A 19,236-nucleotide genomic window follows, 5' to 3' on the forward strand; every position below is an offset into this window, starting at 1 on the left:
TTCCAGGCGAGGATGCGTAAGCATCTTCAAGCCTTGGTATAAATGGAGATGAAGCGGATCATAAATTTATATGACTGACGAATTCATTATTATCGCTGATGATCACCCGATATTCCGGGAGGGCATTTTCGCTTTGGTTCGGCAGCTTCTGCCGAATTCAAAAATTGCGTCCACCGACACGCTCGACGCCGCTCTTGAAATTGCAAGAGCCAATCCTTTCCCGCCCAGCATGTTCATCCTGGACCTGTTTTTTGAGGGAAACAGTATCGTATCGAATTTGCGCGCGCTTCGCGAAGAGTTTCGCCTGGCGTCGATCGTCGTGGTCACCATGGCCAGCGACAAAGCTTTGGTCGATACCGTCATGAATGCCGGGATCAATGGGTTCATCAATAAAGCAGCCCTGCCGGATGAGATTAAGGAAATCCTGCGGGCGGTTCGTGAAGGTGACGTCGTTGTTCAGGTGCCGGTATCGACGAACGCCATTGCCAGTTATGCCAGCCCGACGCTAAGCCAACGCCAGCTCGATGTTTTGCACCTCCTTGCCGAGGGTCGGACCAATAAGGAGATCGCCATCATTCTTGGTATTTCCCCTTTCACGGTTCGCATCCATGTCTCGGCTATTTTCCGCGCACTTGGCGTGGCGACCCGCGCCGGCGCCGTGACCAAGGGGATTGCCATGGGATTGGTGCCGACCTCTCCTGGCTCATCGGAGCGGAACTCCGATTCCAGGTAGCAGGATTGCCGATCGAAGCTCGGCGGGGCGAACCGGCTTCGAGAGGATCGGTATGTCACTGTCGGCAATATCCTCGATCACTCTCGAGGGAGCGTGTCCCGTCATCACCACTGCCGGGACTTTCCAACCGGCAAGCTGGCGGACCTTGGCGATACATTCCGTGCCGGTCATGCGGCCGCCGAGGTCAAAATCCGTTATCAGCAGATCGCAATGGTGCAGCACGGAGGGTATCGCTGTTTCGGCCTGAACCGTACAGCCCCATTTGCGCAGCAGGCTGGCTGTGGCAAGCAGCACTGCCTCATCGTCTTCAACAAGCAGCACGCGCAGGCCATGAGCCGGATTGGCAGCGGATGGCGCTATTTGCTCCGCGCTCAAAACCTTCATGGGGACGGCAATCTTCAATCCCGATACGGAGATCGCCGTTCCCGCTCCGACGACAGACTTTAATGAGACCTGCAAACCCATGAGGGTGCCGAGGCGCTTGACGATTGCCAACCCCAGACCAACCCCGTCGACATCCTTGTCGCCCCGCTCACGGACCTGATAAAACTCCTCGAATATGTGAAGGTGATGCTCTGGCGCAATGCCGGGGCCCTGGTCATAGACCTGAATGGTCAGGCTGCCACCCCTACGGCGGCAGCCGATCAGGATTTTACGGCCTCCGGCATATTTAATCGCATTGCTCAGGATATTTTGCAGAATTGTATTCAGCAAAGACCGATCAATCGCAACAAAATGGGTGCAATTGACGAGCCGTAACTGTGATCCGGCTTTTTGTGCGGCCTCCATATTCTGATCGACAACCTCGTTGAGGATATCGGCAATCGCTACCGTTTCCATCTGCGGGATCAGTTTGCCGCTGTCCAGGGTGGAAATATCGAGCAAGGATTTGAAGAGCCGTGACACGCTTTGCAGCGATCGATCGATATTGTCGACCATTGCCAGTTCGTCCGGTTTCAGCCCCGCGTCGCGCAAGCAAGCCGTAAACAGGCTGATGGCGTGGATAGGCTGGCGAAGGTCATGGCTCGCATGGGCAAGAAACCGCGATTTCGACAGGTTTGCTTCCTGCTCGGCGGCATAGGCACTTTGCAGCCGAAGCAAGAATGCCAGCGTGTAAGATGGGGCGAGAATTGCCATCATTATGAATGTCAGCACGACATAAGGGTTCTGCTGCCAATAGACATTGAAATAAGTGGCAATTGCGAAAGAACTCAACGCCAATGCTGTGGCCGGAAGCAAATGCTTGGGGCCGAAACGTAAGCCGCTGACAACCGTATGCCAGACGACAAGTGCTGCAATCGGAAAAAGTGGCGCACCGCCGACAGACATTGCAAATGTCGTGAATGCGTAGTCGAGCAGCGTAACGACGGTTCGCCGCAGCATGTTGACGCCTGGCCGCAGAACGATCCACAGGAGCAGCAAGAATGAATAGGGGATGTAGATCGCAAACAGCCAATAGAAACTGTGGGCTTCGGGAGGCGTCGCGCCATTTGCAACCAGAGGCATGACATAGGCGACGACTATGAAAATAACGGCGATGCGCATGATCGCCTGCGCCCGCTCGGTGTCGAACGAGGCATCGTTGCGCATGCCGAAAAGCCGAATAAAACCGTTGGATCTCAAATCATTTTTCCGTCTGATTGACTCTACAATATCCGCTCTGGTGGCATCCCTTGCCCAATAGACATCCCTTTAAGCGATGAATGGCGCAATCCGTTGCAGCACTGTCCAGAAATTCTGAGCGTGCTTAGTCCAAGGCGGTGCTGTTTCCTTGACGCCGCAGTTCCTGTTTAACCCTTTGTGCAATCAGGATTCAATGGCGGCGTAACGTGCCGTGTTATTGTACCGGAGGAGTATAGCTATCGGGGAGGGGCGCATGGCATTGCTCAAGGCGTCTTCGGCATCGAGCGGTGCGCTTGGCTTTGAATGTGGTGCGGGTATGCAAAGGGGAGGGATGCGCTAAGGCGCTGCATTTCGCAAAGGCGGCATTGCCGCGAGGTCTGGCAGGGGGGCAGAAATCTGACGGGACGCGGCAGATGCCGCGTCCCGTTCAATGTCATCGATCAGACCAGATCGAAACGATCGGCGTTCATCACTTTCGTCCAGGCAGCAACGAAGTCTTTGACGAACTTTTCCTTGATGTCCGACTGCGCATAGACTTCCGCCAATGCGCGAAGCTGCGAGTGCGATCCGAAGATCAGATCGACGCGCGTCCCGGTCCAAAGCAGTTCGCCGCTCTTGCGATCTCGACCTTCATAGACGCCTTCCTTGCCTGCAACCGGCGCCCACTGCGTGCGCATGTCGAGCAGGTTGACGAAGAAATCATTCGTCAGCGCCTCGGGATTGCGGGTGAGGACACCATGTTCCGGCTGGCCGGCCTTCAACACGCGCAGACCACCGATGAGAACGGTCATTTCAGGTGCTGTCAGGGTCAGAAGCCGTGCACGGTCGACAAGCGCTTCTTCGGGCTTCATGAATTGATGCCCGCTCAGATAGTTGCGGAAAGCATCGGCGCGTGGCTTCAAGGCATTGAAGGAGGCGACATCGGTCTGCTCCTGCGACGCATCTGTCCGGCCTGGGGTAAACGGAACGGTCACATCGTGACCGCCAGCCTTGGCTGCTTTCTCGACGCCTGCTGCACCGGCAAGCACGATCAGATCGGCCAGGGAAATCTTTTTACCTCCAGATTGGGCGGTATTGAATTCCTGCTGGATTCCTTCGAGAACGCTAAGGACCTTGGCAAGCTGCGCCGGGTGGTTGACGTCCCAGTCCTTCTGCGGAGCAAGACGGATGCGGGCGCCATTGGCACCGCCGCGCTTGTCAGAGCCCCGGAAAGTCGAAGCCGATGACCATGCTGTCGAAACCAGTTCCTGCACCGAAAGGCCAGACGCCAGAACCTTGGCCTTCAGATCGGCCACATCCCTATCGTCGACAAGCGGATGATCGACGGGAGGAATGACATCCTGCCAGATGAGATCTTCTGACGGCACTTCCGGACCGACATAACGAACCTTTGGCCCCATGTCGCGGTGGGTCAACTTGAACCAGGCGCGGGCGAAAGCGTCAGCGAACTGATCGGGGTTTTCCAGGAAGCGGCGCGAGATCTTCTCGTAAGCCGGATCGAAACGCAGCGACAGGTCTGTCGTCAGCATGCTTGGAAGATGCTTCTTGGACGGATCATGGGCATCCGGGATGGAGGCCTCGGCGTTCTTTGCCTTCCACTGATGGGCGCCAGCCGGGCTTTTTGTCAGTTCCCATTCGAAGTTGAACAGGTTTTCGAAGAAGAAATTGCTCCAACGGGTCGGGGTCTGCGTCCAGGTGACTTCCGGTCCGCCGGTGATCGTGTCTGCGCCGAAACCCGTGCCGAACTTGCTTTTCCAGCCCAGGCCCTGGTCTTCAAGCGCGCCGCCTTCCGGCTCGGCGCCGATCAAAGACGGGTCGCCCGCGCCATGCGTTTTTCCGAACGTGTGGCCGCCAGCGATCAACGCGACGGTTTCCTCGTCGTTCATTGCCATACGGCTGAACGTTTCGCGGATGTCACGGGCCGCAGCGATCGGATCGGGATTGCCATTGGGGCCTTCCGGGTTGACGTAGATAAGACCCATCTGCACGGCGCCGAGCGGCTCGGACAGCTGGCGTTCGCCACTGTAGCGTTCATCACCCAGCCAGGTGCCTTCCGGACCCCAGAACAACTCTTCCGGTTCCCATGTGTCGGCGCGGCCGCCAGCGAAACCAAAGGTCTTGAAGCCCATGGATTCCAGGGCGACATTGCCGGTCAGAACGAAGAGATCGGCCCAGGAAATCTTGTTGCCGTATTTCTGCTTGATCGGCCAGAGCAGGCGACGTGCCTTGTCCAGATTGGCATTGTCCGGCCAGCTGTTGAGCGGCGCGAAACGCTGCTGCCCGGCGCCTGCACCACCGCGGCCATCGGTGATGCGATAGGTGCCGGCGCTGTGCCATGCCATGCGGACGAAGAGACCGCCGTAATGGCCGAAGTCGGCTGGCCACCAATCCTGAGAATCCGTCATCAGCGCATGCAGATCGCTCTTCAGAGCTTCATAGTCGAGCTTCCTGAATTCTTCCGCATAATCGAAGTCAGGACCCATCGGATCGGCGATCTTGTTCTTTTGGTGAAGGATCTGCACATCGAGCTGTTCAGGCCACCAATCGCGGTTGCCCCGACCTTTCGCGCCGGGTGCCCCGTGTGCAACCGGACATTTTCCACCAGTTTCAACCTTGGTATCCATAGGATTCTCCCTTGATATCCTAATGCTTCATCTACTCCGGGGCATCTTCCGTCGACCATTCAATTTCGTAGTGTCGGCAATGTGCTCTCGTATGACGGCTCGCCCGATTTTGACCGGGAAATGGCATAAAGGGCCTGACGGAAATTATCCCTGGCCTCTTCATAGAGGAGGTCGACGTTAAATTTAAGTTGGATTTATTGATGGGCACGATAAGCTAAACCTATCAGGGGTGTCACGTTAAAATAGCTCCGGTTTTTGCAACCAGCATGATCGGAATTGGTTGCCGCTAGAGGTTGCCCTAGGAAAAGTGGAACCCGGTTTTCCCGAAAACACAAACTCAAACAAAAGAACCTAGAGTCTGTGTGGTTCAATCTGAACCTGGCAGACAGTGGCGAAATGCGTTCGGCTGAAATTTCCATTTGCCGCTTTCCACCCTCCGAGTTATTGAACAGGATAGGGGTTATAGGGGGAATTCAACACTTTTGGTCAGATAGCTTCCGCAGGTCGTCCTTCGGCAGACTGCGGACAGCATGCGCCAGAAAGCTGGTTTGTGCACCGAATAGAAAGCAAATCGGTGCCAGAAATGAAGAAAGATGATAAAAATGCTGTCACTCCCCGCCATTCTCGGTATCTCACTCGGCGCTGCCGGCTTTGCAGCTTTCAGCCGAAAGAACAAACCGTGGAGCGCTCTTAAAAGGATCGGCTATTTTATTGTGGTGTCGATCGGAATTTTGCTGGTCATGCTGGCTTTGAATTTCGGACTCTACTACTCCAATCGCGTTTCCTGATCCGGCAAGTCACTGGGCTGCCATTTGGTCCAGATAGGAATGTGTGAGCGCATCTGTCGTATCGTGTCGAGATGCGCTCCAGCCCTTGATCCTTGCGCGGCGGAGCCCAGGGATAAATTCCTTGATCTTGCGTTCATTGACTTTGGTGGAGTGCTGGCCGATCCTGTCCGCCCGTATGCGAACCCCGACGCAGATGTGAGGTGCTGAGTTTTCTATTCGCTTTGGTGAATTTGGAATCTTGCCAGCGGATTTCTTCTGCAACTCTCCTGAAACTTTATCGAATAGCGTCTGGCCCTCAACGCATTCCTGATTGCTTTTCCACACGCTCCTTTTCCCTTGCAATTTTCCACCATCACGGGAAAAAATGAAAAACCATTTCTTATAAAACATTAAATCTACCTATTTAATGGATAAATAAGAATTGGAGCTGCCGACCTGCCATGACCTATGCCCTTAGCCTGCTTGACAAAAGCCCGGTCGAACCGGGTGCTGTTGCCGCCGATGCCCTGAAAGCCACGGTCGCTCTTGCTCTGCGCGCCGAAGACCTTGGCTATCGGCGCTTCTGGCTTGCGGAACATCACAACCTGCCGGCGCTTGCCAGTTCGGCGCCAGAGGCGCTGATCGCCTATCTCCTGGCCAGGACGTCGCGGCTCAAGATCGGTTCTGGCGGCGTCATGCTTCAGCATTACAGCGCCTATAAGGTTGCAGAAACCTTCAACCTCCTGGCTGCTCTGGCGCCGGGCCGGGTCGATCTGGGGGTCGGCAAGGCACCCGGTGGATTTCCGCATGCTACTCGTGCCCTGCAAGCTGGCCGGAAAGCGGCTGCGCCTGCTGATTTCGAGGAGCAGCTTGAGGATTTGAACCGCTATCTGCTGGCGGATGCCGCTGCTGCCAATGCCTTGCTGGCAACGCCGGTGCCGTCCGTTCCGGCAGAGCGCTTCCTGCTTGGCGCCAGTGTTGCCAGTGCAAAATTGGCTGCGTCAAAAGGCTGGACTCTGGTTTTCGCCGGTCATCTGAATGGCGACCAGCACAATCTGCAGGAGACTTTCGATGTTTACCGTCGTGAGACCGGCGGCAAGGTTCCCGTTCTGGCTTTGGCTGCATTGGCTGCCGACGCGCAAGAGACAGCGCGAAGCCTGGTGGCTGACATCAAGATTTTCAAGGTGATTTTGGCCAATGGTCAAAGCGTCAATGTCGGTAATCCCGAACAGGCCGCCGAGTTTGCGCGTCAGTCCGGCGTGTCGGATTACCGGGTTGAAGAAAAGACCCCGCATGTTCTGGCAGGCACGGGCGAGCAGGTCCGCAACGAGCTGGATGCTCTACATTCCAAGCTCGGAGTGAGCGAATTTATCATCGACATCCCCGTTCCGCAGGCGGCTTTCCGGCTCAAGACGATTGAGCTGATTGCCGGTTCGCGCCTGTCTCTCGCAGCCTGATTTTTAGAGAAAGATGTTCCCATGAGCAAGAAATCCATCAATTTTGGCGTGATGTTGCACGGCCCGGGCGGTCACATGAATGCCTGGAAACACCCAGGCGTGCCAGCTGACGCCAGCGTCAACTTTCCCTTCTATGTGGAGACGGCCCGCAAGGCGGAAGCCGCTGGCCTCGCCTTCGCCTTCGTCGCCGACGGACTGTATATCAACGAGCATTCCATTCCGCATTTTCTCAACCGGTTCGAGCCGATTGCCATTCTCTCCGCGCTCGCCGCATCCACCTCAAAAATCGGGCTGGTCGGGACGATTTCCACCTCCTATTCGGACCCGTTTACCGTCGCCCGGCAATTTGCCTCTATCGATCATATCAGCGGCGGACGGGCCGGTTGGAATGCGGTGACCACGCCGCTGGAAGGTTCCGGTCGCAATTACAGTCGTGAACATCCCGAGCATTCGCTGCGCTACCAGATTGCCGAGGAATATCTGGATGTCGTCAAGGGCCTTTGGGACAGCTGGGACGATGACGCCTTCGTGCGCAACCGCGATACGGGGGCGTTCTTTGATCGGGAAAAGCTGCATCGGCTGGACCATAAGGGCCGCTTCTTCCGCGTCGAGGGTCCGCTCAATATTGGCCGCTCCCGGCAGGGTCAACCGGTGGTGTTTCAGGCTGGCTCCTCGGATTCCGGCATTCATCTGGCGGGCAAACATGCCGATGCGGTCTTTACCAATGGCGCAAGTTTCGAAGAAGGGCAGGTCTTTGCCAAGCAGGTCAAACAGAGCGCCATTGCCCAAGGCCGTAGCGCCAGCGATGTGCTGATTTTCCCCGGTATCGGGCCGATTGTTGGCGCAACGCAGGAAGAAGCGGATGAAAAATATCGGGCAATCAGCGCTTTGGTGACGATTGAAGAAGCATTGCTGTTTTTGGGCCGGTTCTTCGATCATCATGATTTCCGCCAGTATCCGCTGGATGAGCCTTTCCCGGAGCTTGGCGATCTCGGCAAAAACAGTTTCCGCTCCACCACCGACAAGATCAAGAAAGGCGCCAGGGAAAAGGGCCAGACCTTGCGCGAAGTGGCGCTGGAAGCCGCAACGCCCCGCAGCACCTTTGTCGGCACACCGGGCCGGATCGCTGATGAGATCATTCGCTGGGTCGATGGCGGTGCCGCCGATGGGTTCATCCTGGGCTTTCCGGTCATCACGGAAGGGTTGGATGACTTTGTCGCCCATGTGCTGCCACGCCTTGAAGCGCGGGGCTATTTTGATCGCAATTTCCAGGGTGACACGTTGCGAGATCATCTCGGTCTGCCCTTCCGTGAAAGCCGCTATGCCTCGAAATCAGACGATCAGACAACAAGGGCAGCCAGCTAGAGCATTCCCGCGTTTCCTGGAAACGCATGAATACTCTACCTCTTTTTTAACGCATTTCCGGACGCAAAACCGCACTGCACTTTTGCTGGGAATGCTCTAAACGCATCGGCTGAAAGCAACCATGAACATCGCCATTGACAGCCCCCTGGTGCAAGACCGGGGGCTAAGGAAAATCCGTGCCTATCTGGATGATATCATCGCCTTCCGGCGGGAACTCCATCAAAATCCGGAATTGGCTTTTCAAGAAAAGCGCACCAGCAATCTGGTCGTCTCCTATCTGGCCTCCTTTGGCTATCAGGTGGAGCATGGGATTGCCGGAACGGGTATTGTCGCCAGCCTGAAAAAGGGGAGTGGCGGCCGTGTCATCGGTCTTCGCGCCGATATGGACGCCTTGCCCATTCACGAAGCGACAGGGCTTGCCTATGCCAGCCGCGCCAAAGGCGTCATGCATGCCTGCGGCCATGACGGGCATACCGCCATCCTGGTTGCGGCGGCCCGCTATCTGGCCGAGACGAGTGAATTCGATGGCACGGTGCGGCTGATTTTTCAGCCCGCCGAAGAGATCGGCGCGGGCGCGAAGAAATTGCTGGCCGAGGGCCTGTTCGAGCGCTTTCCCGTCGATGCGGTGTTTGGTCTGCACAATTGGCCGGATGTTCCCGCCGGTCATTTCGGCTTCGTGCCGGGTCCGGCCATGGCCTCCGTCGATCAGGTCCATATTACCGTAATCGGCAAGGGCGGCCATGGGGCGGAACCGCATCGCGGCGTCGATCCGGTGCTGGCGTCGGCCTCGCTGATCACTGCCCTGCAAAGCATCGTATCGCGCAATGTCGATCCGCGCGAAATGGCGGTGATTACCGTCGGCTCGATCCATGGCGGTTCGGCGTCCAATGTCATTCCTGAAAGCGTCGAGCTGAAGCTGACGGTGCGCACGTTCAGCGAAGCCATCCGGCAGCAGCTCAGCGAACGCATTCCGGTACTGGCGCGTGCCCAGGCCGAAAGCTTCGGGGCGCGGGCGGAGGTCGATTATCGCTTCGGTTTTCCGCCCGTTCTCAATCATGCCGATGAAACCGCCTTTGCCCGCCAGGTGGCGCTGCAAACTTTCGGTGACGACAAGGTGATTGCCGATTTCAAGCCGCGCACCGCAAGCGAGGACTTTGCTTTTCTGCTGCAAGCGCGGCCCGGCAGCTATCTGTTCGTCGGCAATGGCGATAGCGCCCCACTGCACAGTGCTTCCTACGACTTCAACGACGAGATCATTCTGCCCGCCGCTCACTACTGGGTGCGGCTGGTGGAGAGCTACCTGTCGTCCCCGGCCTCGACCACGATTATCTAGAGGATGTGTACCGCCATGACCGATACCTTCGTTTACACCTCTCCGCTCGATCCCTTGGCCAAGCCGCTGATCGACGATCTGATCCGTGAATATGACGGCCGCTACGGAACGTTTTTCAGCGCGGAAGGCGCGGTAGCGGAAATCAACCGTTATCCTGCGGAAGCCTTTCAGCCACCGTTCGGCAATTTCCTGCTGCTGCTGCGCGATGGCCAGCCGATCAGCGGCGGTGCTTTCAAGTTCTATGACGAGACCACTGCCGAGTTCAAACGCATCTGGACCCATCCCGATTATCGGCGTCAGGGCCTCGCACGCATCGTGCTGGCAGAACTGGAAATCCAGGCGGCCCGGCAGGGCTATGGACGGATCTATCTCACCACCGGTTTTCGCCAGCCGGAGGCGGTTGGGCTCTACCTGACGAATGGCTATAGCGCCCTGTTCGATCCGGCGGTCGATCCCGAAATCCATCGGACACTGCCCTTCGAGAAGGATATCCGCCGTCTCGCCTTGGGCAATGAAAAGCCGCAGCTTCGCCCGGAGCGCCGCGCGGTCTCGGCATAGTCCTTCTCGACCTTTCAGCTCAACCGCTCCAGCCCAATTCCTCCAGACCCAATTCCTTTAGAAAGGACGGCGCCATGGCTCTCACTTCGGACTTTCCAGGCATCCGGCATGTGGATGTCGCCAGCGATCAACCCCATGACCTTTCGCGGTTGAAGGTCGTTCCTGCCCGCTATCCCGCCCGCGTCTTCGGCACGGTATTTGCGGCGGTCGTCATCATTGCCGCGCTTTATTCAATCTTCACCAATCCGCGCTGGGGCTGGAGTGTGTTTGCGCAATGGTTCTTCGCGGAGCCGGTTCTGGCCGGGCTTGGCCGGACCCTGTTGCTGACCGTGCTGGCCACCATTAGCGGCTCGGTTTTGGGAACGGCGCTGGCACTGGCGCGGGTATCGCGCTCGCCGCTGCTGTCTGGCCTGTCCTGGGGCTATATCTGGCTGCTGCGCTCCATCCCGATGATCGTGCTGCTGCTGGTGCTGAACAATCTCGGTTATCTCTACGAAACCATTCACATTGCCGTACCTTTTACCGGGCAAGTGCTGGTGGATTATCCGACCGTCAAATTGCTGACACCGTTTGCCGCTGCCTTTATCGGGTTGACGCTCAACCAGTCGGCTTTCTTTGCCGAGATTGTTCGTGGCGGCATTCTCTCGGTCGATCAGGGCCAGTTGGAGGCGGCGGCTGCCCTTGGCCTGCCGCGCCGTCGTCAGGCCTTCAGAATCGTCCTGCCGCAAGCGATGCGTAGCATCCTGCCGACCGGTTTCAATGAGATTATCGGCCTGGCCAAAGCCACGTCCATTGTCTATGTGCTGGCGCTGCCGGAATTGTTCTATACCGTGCAGGTCATCTATCGCCGCAATCTGGAAGTCATTCCGCTGCTGATGGTCGCTACGGCCTGGTATCTGGTGATCATGACGGTGCTTTTCGTCGCCCAGCACTATATCGAGCGGCATTTTTCCAAGGGCGCCCTGCGCAATCCGAAGCCCCTGCCATTCCGTGGGTTTTTCGGGCGTAGAGGAACGACGGTGCCAGCGGTGGCGGCCAAACGCCGATCTGCCCTGAAGGATTTGACAGCGCTTCGCCAGGGCGGCCTGGTGCGCATCCAGAATGTGTCGAAGAGCTTCGGTCATCTCAAGGTTCTGGATGGTGTCGATCTTACCTTGAAAGCCGGAAGCGTCACGGCGATTCTTGGCCCTTCGGGCTCCGGCAAATCGACGCTTTTGCGCAGCATCAACCATCTCGAGCGTGTCGATCACGGCTTCATCTCGGTCGATGGCGAACTGGTCGGCTATAACAGGCGCGGCAATGTGCTTTACGAGTTGAAGGAGAAGGACATCCTGAAACGCCGCGTCGAGATCGGCATGGTGTTCCAGAGCTTCAATCTCTTCCCGCATCTGACCGTGCTCGAAAACCTGATCGAAGCGCCGATTGCTGTGCTTGGCCTACCGCGCGACGAGGCCATTCTGCTGGCCCAGGACCTGCTGGCCCGTGTCGGCCTCAGCGACAAGATCCATGCCTATCCCCGGCAATTGTCCGGCGGCCAGCAGCAGCGTGTGGCGATTGCACGGGCGCTGGCGCTGAAGCCCAAGGTTCTGCTGTTCGACGAGCCGACCTCGGCGCTCGACCCTGAACTGGTGGGGGAAGTGCTTGATGTGATCAAGGAACTGGCGCGCACCGGTACGACGCTGGTAATCGTCACCCATGAAATCGGCTTTGCCCGTGAAGTCGCCGATACGGTCGTCTTCATGGAAGGCGGACGCGTGCTTGATGTCGATACCCCGGAACGGATCTTCAGCCATGCCGCTCACCCGCGCACCCAGGAATTCCTGGCCAAGGTGCTGTGAGCGCCCGCACTGAAACTCAACCCCATCAACCCCATTTCTGACTGGAGAGCAGCATGACATTTCGGAAAATCCTGCCGGGCCTGGCACTGGCGGCATTCACGGCATTGGCCGCAGACAGCACCTTGGCTGCCGACAAATTCGATCTTAGCCCGGATATATCGAACCGGGTGCGGGCCGAGAAAAACGAGGCGGCGATTGCAGCGATCAAGCCCGGGTTCAAATTCACGACGCCAGGCAAATTCACGGTGGCTGTCAGCCCTTTCGATCCGCCGGTCGTAACCTATGCATCCGATGCCAAGACGATCGTTGGAGCGGACCCGGATCTTGCCCAATTGCTGGCGGATTCGTTGGGATTGGAGCTTGAAATTGTCCCGGTGGCCTGGGCGGATTGGCCGCTTGGCATCGCTTCTGGCAAATATGATGCTGTCATCAGCAATGTCACCGTCACGGAGCAGCGCAAGGAGAAATATGATTTCTCCACCTATCGCCGCGACCTTTTGGGCTTTTACGTCACCAAGAACAGCCCGATTACCGAAATCAAGGAGCCGAAGGATGTAGCGGGTCTGAAGCTGATTACCTCATCGGGCACCAACCAGGAAAAAATCATTCTCGACTGGGATCGCCAGAACGTCGCCGCCGGCCTGAAGCCGATCGAGGTGCAATATTACGAGGATAGCGCCGCCAGCGATCTGGCGCTTCAGTCGGGACGTGCCGATGTGCGGTTCAACACCAATGCCAGCCAGGCCTATGGGGCGCTGATCAAGGGCAACACGCGGCTGGTCGGCAATGTCAATGGCGGCTGGCCGCTGACGGCGGATATCGCCACCGTGACCCGCAAGGATGCGGGGCTTGCCGATGCCTTGACCATTGCCACCAACGCACTGATCAAAAACGGCAAATATGGCGAAGTGCTGAAGCGCTGGAACCTGACGGCGGAAGCCATTCCGGAAAGCCGCACCAATCCGCCCGGACTGCCAAAGAGCGGTTCGTAACCTCATGCAACCTTGGGGCGGACGGCCAATCCGCCCCACATTTTTTCAGGAGGTTTCCATGGACCATGCCAAGCGGCGGGCAAGCCAAGTTTTTGCCGCCTTGATGTTCTTTCTGCAAGCAGTTTTGCCGGTTTCGGCTGAACCCTTCGATCTTTCGCCACAACAGCCGGGCCGCCTGCATGCGGAGCAGGATGCAAAGGCCGTAGCGGCCCTTCCGGCGAATTATAAATTCGTCTCCCCTGGAACCCTGACGGTTGCCGTTGCGGTCGGTTCGCTGCCGATTGCGGCCTATGCAACCGACGCCAGCACGGTGATCGGCTTCGATCCCGATCTTGCCCTTCTGGTGGCGGAAAGCCTTGGTCTGAAGCTGGACCTCGTTTCGGTTGCCTGGGCGGATTGGCCGCTGGGACTTGCCTCTGGCAAATATGATGCGGTTATCTCCAATGTCGGTGTCACCGAGCAACGCAAGCAGAAATTCGATTTCTCCACCTATCGGCATGGGATGCACGGTTTTTACGTCAAGAACGACAGCCCGATCACGGTGCTGAGGGAGCAGAAGGATGTCGCCGGTTTGCGGATCATCGTCGCCTCCGGCACGATCCAGGAGCGCATTCTTCTGGAATGGGACAAGCAGAACAGGGCAAACGGCCTGAAACCGCTGGAATTGCAGTATTACGATGACGAGGCCGCCGCCGATCTGGCGTTGCAATCGGGCCGGGCCGACGCCAATTTCGGACCCAACGCCATGCAGGCCTGGCAGGCGGCAACGCTGCACCGCAAGCGGCTGGTGGGCACCGTCAATGCTGGCTGGCCGTTGACGGCGGATGTCGGTGTAACCACCCGCAAGGGGAGCGGTCTGGCAGAACCGATCACCGTTGCCATCAACGATCTGATTGCTGGCGGGATATACCAGGCAGCATTATCGCGCTGGGGTCTTTCCCATGAAGCCCTGACGCAATCGCAGGTCAATCCGCCCGGTCTGCCAAGCTATTGAAGACTCCCGATGATCATTTCTCCCGCATAAAAGGACCGCTCTATGGCCATTGCGATCAATCACATCGGTTTCCTGATCCCGGGTAACTATCCGGAAACGGACCCATTATCCGGCCTTGAAACGACGCTGAACCTGTTCGAATTCGCCGAACACCTCGGCTTCGACTCGGCCTGGGTGCGCCATCGCCATCTGGAGCCGGGCATTTCCTCTGCCGCTGTTTTCCTGGCCGCCGCCAGTCAGCGGACCCGCCGGATCGAGATTGGTACGGCGGTCATTCCGCTGGGCTATGAAAGTCCTTTCCGGCTGGCGGAAGATCTGGCGCTTGGCGATGTACTGTCCGCTGGCCGGTTGAATATCGGCGTCAGCGCTGGCCTGCCCGCCCATCTTGAACTGATCGGCAAGAAGGTGTTCGATGGCGATTGGACGACCTATGATTTTTCCCATAACCGTGTTCTGCGCTTGATCGACAATCTGCGCAGCGACTATCTTGGTGGCGAAGATACAAGGCTGAAAACGCCGTTCGGTCCGCAGCGCCCCAGGCTGCAACCGCATGCGAAAGGGTTGATCGACCGGATCTGGTATGGTGGCGGTTCCATCGCTTCGGCCAGATGGGCGGGGAGCAACGGTCTCAACCTGCTAATCGGCAATGTCACGTCCGGCGAGGATACCGACAATTTCTATGAGGCGCAGGCCCGGCAACTCAGTCTGTACCGCGCAGCAGGCGGGGGTGCCAGCCGGGTGGCGCTGGGCCGGGTGATCGTACCGCTCGATAGCGCCGACGCGCCGACCCGGCGCAAATATCTCGATTTTGCCGCCGGGCGTCTGGAGCGAACGCTGCATCCGAATGGAGAGCGCCGCACGCTTTTCCCGCGTGATCTGGTTGGCAGTTCTGACGATATTCTCGAATGGCTCCATGCCGACCCGATCTTGAGCGAGGTGACGGAGTTGCGTCTGGAACTGCCCTATGAGTTCGAGCAGGACGAATACCGGCAGATCCTACAGGATTTCACCACCAAAATCGCCCCGCAACTGGGATGGCAAGCTCGCAATGAAGATGGCACTCAAGCGCTTGGCTCCGCGCTGGACCACAGTCATACGTGGAGCGCACGCCAGGCCCATTGAGGTAAAGCCCCTTCACCATGCGGTAAGACGGGTCATTTCCAATAATATTCCGTATCGCACATCTCACGCGTCCCTACTGCATAATTGGACACCTCGATTTACCGGTCGCAGTTGGCAAGATGGTGCCGTGGATGTATTTCCGCGATGAACTCGCGCGGATGATCGCCCATTTTTTGTGATGATTGCCGCATCTGCGGCATGCATTTCGGCCTTCCGGCCAGCTGCGCGTTATGCGGTCCGTGGTTTTCCAGTCAGCCAGACATAGCGAAGCATGTTGTAGGTGATATTGGCCATGCCGATCTTCACCCTCGCTCGGCTGATTCCGATGGTGCGCACGAAGAGCTTCATCTTGTCCTTCTGCCGCGCAAAGACATGTTCGATGGCGGAGCGGACCTTCGAACGACGGCCGTTGGCGCGCGACATCGCCTCCGGCATGGGTTTGCCCTTTGGCTTCTTCTGATGGATGTCGGACTTTAGGCCATTGTCCTGCAACCATTCCTCGTTGGTCTTGGAGCGATAGGCCGTATCGGCCCAGACCGTCGACGCGGTATTGTCTTTGGTCACTACGTTTCGAAGCTGGGCTCCGTCATGGGCGCTCGCACTCGTCACCGTCCATCCCCGGATAAAGCCATGGGCTCGGTCGATGCCTGCATGGTTTTTGTAACCAAACATTGGAATGGCAATATCGTGCTGGCCAGTCGTCGTCGACGTCGGCGTCTCCGTTGGCCGTTTCGCCTTGGAATACTTCACTGTCCATCGCGCGTCGCGGTCCTTCTGGGCCAGCCTGGCGGGTTTATCCTTCCAGTCCTCAGGGATTTCGCCGGCCTTGATCGCGTCTTTCTCGTCCTGGCTGTTATGTTGCTTGGGAGCCTGGATGATCGTGGCGTCAACGATCTGCCCGCCTTTGGCCAGATATCCGGAACGTGAGAGATGCTTGTCGAAACGGGCAAACAGATTATCAATGGCACCTGCACGCACCAAACTCTCTCGGAACAGCCAGATCGTCTTGGCATCCGGCACCTTCTGCGAAAGGGAAAGGCCAAGGAAACGCATAAACGACAGCCGGTCCTGGATAACAAACTCTGCTTGGTCGTCGGAGAGATTATAAAGCGCTTGCAGCACCAGGATTTTAAACATCAGAACCGACGGAAATGGTGGACGTCCACCCTTCGATCCGTCGGACCGCTTCAGCGCCTTCGCTAAAGGTTTTTCAAATATCGCCCATGGAATGATGCTGTTGAGCTTCTCCAGCGGATCGCCGACGGCACTCAGCCGTTCGTAACGATCATCCAAATCCCAAAAGCCCGGTTGCCCACGCATCATCCGCTCCCAGAAAATCACACTGGCCGGATTGAATCATGAAACGCGGAAAATGGGGAGGTTTTTAGAGGTGTCCAATTCCTTAAATCGGCATCGATTTCAGGAGAAATTATGCAACAGATCTATAGTGTTACAGCGTCCTTTGTGCGTTTTATAAAACCCACGTCGCTGTAAAGCGCAAGTTGGGGTATGTCGATCTGGACAATCAGGCCCGTCGGATGGTTGGACAGCAGGGTAACTTTGCTCTGATGGGCATGGGCTATATCTGCGACAATCGACAGACCGAGGCCAAAACCGGCGCTTTTGCTACGCGACGCATCTCCTTTGAAAAACGGTTCGAAAACCTTTTCTCTGAGATCTTTGGGAATGCCCGGTCCGTCATCGATGACCAGGATCGAAAAAACCGTGCCATTGACCTGGAGTTTAACGAGGACGGTTTTTCCAAACTTTGTTGCATTGTCGCAAAGGTTGGTGACTGCCCGCATGATTGAGAGCGGTCGGCAATTGGCGATCAGCTTGTTTGGCCCCTGATATTCGACATCGAAGCCGATGTCTGAAAAGTCACTGCAAACGGTTTGCAGGATGCTTGCAACATCAACGCGTTCAATGCCTTCGTTTGCAAAATCGTCACGCAGGTAATTCAGGCTTTCGGTCAGAAGATCATCGATATGGTCGATATCCGCCAGCAGGGCCTCCCGCAAAGCGCCGGCCTCCATGCGCTCCGAGCGTAGTCTCAGCCGCGTCAAGGGCGTGCGAACATCATGGCTAATCCCCCGCAGCATTCGGGTCCGGCCATCCACCATGATGCGAATACGGTTTCGCATCCCGTTCAGGGCGCGGGCCAGCGACAGGATCTCGACCGTGCCGCGTTCCTCGAAGATCTGGGAGCTATTGTTGATATCCGACTTTATCGCCGCCTCGGATATTCTCTTTATCGGTTCGGTCACCGCCCTGATCGCAAAGGCAAAGAAAAAAGCGATCAGGACGACCACGGCGATGAAGTAATATGTCGTTTGGCTAAGAAACGAAGTCGTCAGGATGGTATCGGGAAGACCGAAAAATACAACCATTGTCTGGTCATCAACTTTCTCGGCAAACACACGACGACCATCCAGAAACGCCCGCCAGCCGCCAAGGGGCGGTTCTCCCTCAGGCGGAAACAGAAAATCGACGACGGTCTCGGCAAAGCCCTGGAACTCCGGGGAGGTCTTGAACTGCTCAGCCAGCGATATCGGTGCAAGCGAGACCTCCAAGCCTGCGTGTTGCGCGTTGGTCAGAATGGAGGTGCGTTCGTCAGGAGAGGCCTTGGCCAAAAGCAGCGCGAGTGTCCTGACTTGTGTGGCCGTGCTTTCCAGATTGGGAATGGCATAATCATTCTTCGCAACATTTTCCAATGTCCTGCCTGTTACGATGACAGTGACCAATGCCAGGAGGATGATAACGGTGATTTGGCCGCGAAGGGTTCTTGGTAGCGCGCGGAAATTCCTAGACATGAACCTCTTCCACGGCGGCAGTGAAGACATAGCCACCCAAGCGAACCGTTTTCAAAAGCGCCGGATCTCGCGGGTCTTTTTCGATTTTCTGTCGCAAGCGGCTGATATGAACATCAATGCTGCGTTCAATCGGCCCTGCCAGGCCAGCATGGGTCGCGCTCAGCAATTGCTCCCTGGTCAGCACGCGTCCAGGATTTTGGCAGAAGGCCAGCAGCAGATCGAATTCATGGGTGGTCATCGCAACACGCGCGTGGCTTGGATCGTGAATCTGCCGCCGGGCAGGATCGACCTGCCAGCCATCGAAGCGGAAAAAGCTTTTCCGTAAACTGTCTGGCCGCTGGGAGGTCGCTCTGGAGCGCCTGAGAAGGCCTTTGATCCGCGCCGTCAATTCCCGGAGAACGAAAGGCTTTGTGACATAGTCGTCAGCGCCGATTTCCAGGCCGACGACACGGTCGATATCGCTGCTCACCGAGGTCAGCATCAGGATGGGTATATCGCTACTGCCTCGAAGCCGCCGGCAGATGCTAAACCCGTCTTCTCCAGGCAGCATCACATCGAGTACGACGAGATCGAATTCCAGTACGCGCATCTTGGCGTCCATGGCGGCGCTATCAGCAGCGACCTCGACAAGCATTCCTTGCTCGTTGAGGCTATCGCGGACCATGCCGGCGATCTGCTCGTCATCTTCTACAATCAGGATCTTTGGCGCATCTGACATCGCTTATCCACTGTCGCTTATAAGAGTAACTTCGCCTTCAAGGCACTCTCTTACAGTCTATCCAATAATCGCCGCTGGCCGTCTGCAAATGGCAATTTCTGCGCTTCCGGTCCTCACGTACTTAAGTACGCTCCGTTCCAGTTCTCGAAATCACCATTTTCGCCAGGCCAGCATCAATTCTTGAACAGACTCTTAGCATAATCGTATCCGGCTTCGGACGACTTAATATTAAGTTTTGTTATGGCCGACCGGAATTTGCGGCGTCGCCTTAATAAAACTTAACACAATGCAACGCCTGC

At 57.0% G+C, this 19,236-nt stretch carries 16 protein-coding genes; 10 read left to right on the top strand and 6 right to left on the bottom strand.

Translation table 11 applies throughout. The annotated features are described in order from the left end of the window. The first annotated feature begins 70 nt into the window (after window positions 1–70). Window positions 71–733, top strand: a complete 663-nt coding sequence (locus tag V6582_RS23700) for a LuxR C-terminal-related transcriptional regulator (RefSeq protein WP_156633109.1) — start codon at window positions 71–73, stop codon at window positions 731–733. On the opposite strand, the gene V6582_RS23705 is transcribed toward V6582_RS23700, so the two are convergent. Continuing rightward, the gene (locus tag V6582_RS23705) at window positions 704–2,323 is read right to left on the bottom strand and encodes an ATP-binding response regulator (RefSeq protein WP_156633107.1); all 1,620 of its coding nucleotides are present in this window, start codon (window positions 2,321–2,323) and stop codon (window positions 704–706) included. The genes V6582_RS23700 and V6582_RS23705 overlap by 30 nt on opposite strands. A 473-nt stretch (window positions 2,324–2,796) precedes the next feature. Then, the gene (katG, locus tag V6582_RS23710) at window positions 2,797–4,980 is read right to left on the bottom strand and encodes a catalase/peroxidase HPI (protein ID WP_156633105.1); all 2,184 of its coding nucleotides are present in this window, start codon (window positions 4,978–4,980) and stop codon (window positions 2,797–2,799) included. 593 nt (window positions 4,981–5,573) lie between these two features. Here katG and V6582_RS23715 point away from each other — a divergent pair. Further along, window positions 5,574–5,768: a hypothetical protein gene (locus V6582_RS23715; RefSeq protein WP_060719517.1), complete on the top strand. Its 195-nt coding sequence runs from the start codon at window positions 5,574–5,576 to the stop codon at window positions 5,766–5,768. Between the two features lie 9 nt (window positions 5,769–5,777). On the opposite strand, the gene V6582_RS23720 is transcribed toward V6582_RS23715, so the two are convergent. Continuing rightward, window positions 5,778–6,158, bottom strand: coding sequence for a hypothetical protein (locus tag V6582_RS23720; RefSeq protein ID WP_156633103.1), 381 nt, complete (start codon window positions 6,156–6,158; stop codon window positions 5,778–5,780). Between the two features lie 50 nt (window positions 6,159–6,208). Here V6582_RS23720 and V6582_RS23725 point away from each other — a divergent pair, with 50 nt between their 5' ends. From V6582_RS23725 to V6582_RS23760, 8 genes are all read left to right on the top strand, one after another. Next, a complete protein-coding gene (locus V6582_RS23725; RefSeq protein WP_156633101.1) occupies window positions 6,209–7,204 on the top strand; it encodes an MsnO8 family LLM class oxidoreductase in 996 nt (331 codons plus the stop codon). Window positions 7,205–7,225: 21 nt separating this feature from the next. Further along, window positions 7,226–8,569 carry an LLM class flavin-dependent oxidoreductase gene (locus V6582_RS23730; RefSeq protein ID WP_156633100.1) on the top strand — a complete coding sequence of 448 codons (1,344 nt, stop codon included), beginning with the start codon at window positions 7,226–7,228 and terminating at the stop codon, window positions 8,567–8,569. Between the two features lie 121 nt (window positions 8,570–8,690). Further along, window positions 8,691–9,902: a M20 aminoacylase family protein gene (locus V6582_RS23735; protein WP_156633098.1), complete on the top strand. Its 1,212-nt coding sequence runs from the start codon at window positions 8,691–8,693 to the stop codon at window positions 9,900–9,902. 3 nt (window positions 9,903–9,905) lie between these two features. After that, window positions 9,906–10,460, top strand: a complete 555-nt coding sequence (locus V6582_RS23740) for a GNAT family N-acetyltransferase (protein WP_156633097.1) — start codon at window positions 9,906–9,908, stop codon at window positions 10,458–10,460. Window positions 10,461–10,534: 74 nt separating this feature from the next. Then, entirely contained in the window at window positions 10,535–12,298 is a 1,764-nt protein-coding gene (locus V6582_RS23745) for an amino acid ABC transporter permease/ATP-binding protein (protein WP_156633095.1), read from the top strand. A gap of 53 nt (window positions 12,299–12,351) precedes the next feature. Continuing rightward, the gene (locus V6582_RS23750; RefSeq protein WP_156633092.1) at window positions 12,352–13,290 is read left to right on the top strand and encodes an ABC transporter substrate-binding protein; all 939 of its coding nucleotides are present in this window, start codon (window positions 12,352–12,354) and stop codon (window positions 13,288–13,290) included. A gap of 58 nt (window positions 13,291–13,348) precedes the next feature. Next, window positions 13,349–14,284 carry an ABC transporter substrate-binding protein gene (locus V6582_RS23755; RefSeq protein ID WP_156633090.1) on the top strand — a complete coding sequence of 312 codons (936 nt, stop codon included), beginning with the start codon at window positions 13,349–13,351 and terminating at the stop codon, window positions 14,282–14,284. 42 nt (window positions 14,285–14,326) lie between these two features. Next, a complete protein-coding gene (locus tag V6582_RS23760) occupies window positions 14,327–15,406 on the top strand; it encodes an LLM class flavin-dependent oxidoreductase (protein WP_156633088.1) in 1,080 nt (359 codons plus the stop codon). 228 nt (window positions 15,407–15,634) lie between these two features. Here V6582_RS23760 and V6582_RS23765 read toward each other — a convergent pair whose 3' ends face one another. The 3 genes from V6582_RS23765 to V6582_RS23775 all read right to left on the bottom strand — a co-directional run bounded on the left by V6582_RS23765 (window position 15,635) and on the right by V6582_RS23775 (window position 18,937). Next, window positions 15,635–16,726: an IS5 family transposase gene (locus V6582_RS23765; RefSeq protein ID WP_349508847.1), complete on the bottom strand. Its 1,092-nt coding sequence runs from the start codon at window positions 16,724–16,726 to the stop codon at window positions 15,635–15,637. Between the two features lie 122 nt (window positions 16,727–16,848). Beyond that, window positions 16,849–18,219, bottom strand: coding sequence for an ATP-binding protein (locus tag V6582_RS23770; protein WP_156630423.1), 1,371 nt, complete (start codon window positions 18,217–18,219; stop codon window positions 16,849–16,851). After that, a complete protein-coding gene (locus V6582_RS23775) occupies window positions 18,212–18,937 on the bottom strand; it encodes a response regulator transcription factor (RefSeq protein WP_156630422.1) in 726 nt (241 codons plus the stop codon). The genes V6582_RS23770 and V6582_RS23775 overlap by 8 nt, the downstream gene beginning before the upstream one ends. Window positions 18,938–19,236: the final 299 nt, after the last annotated feature.

This window comes from Agrobacterium vitis, assembly GCF_037039395.1.
Lineage (GTDB): Bacteria > Pseudomonadota > Alphaproteobacteria > Rhizobiales > Rhizobiaceae > Allorhizobium > Allorhizobium vitis_E.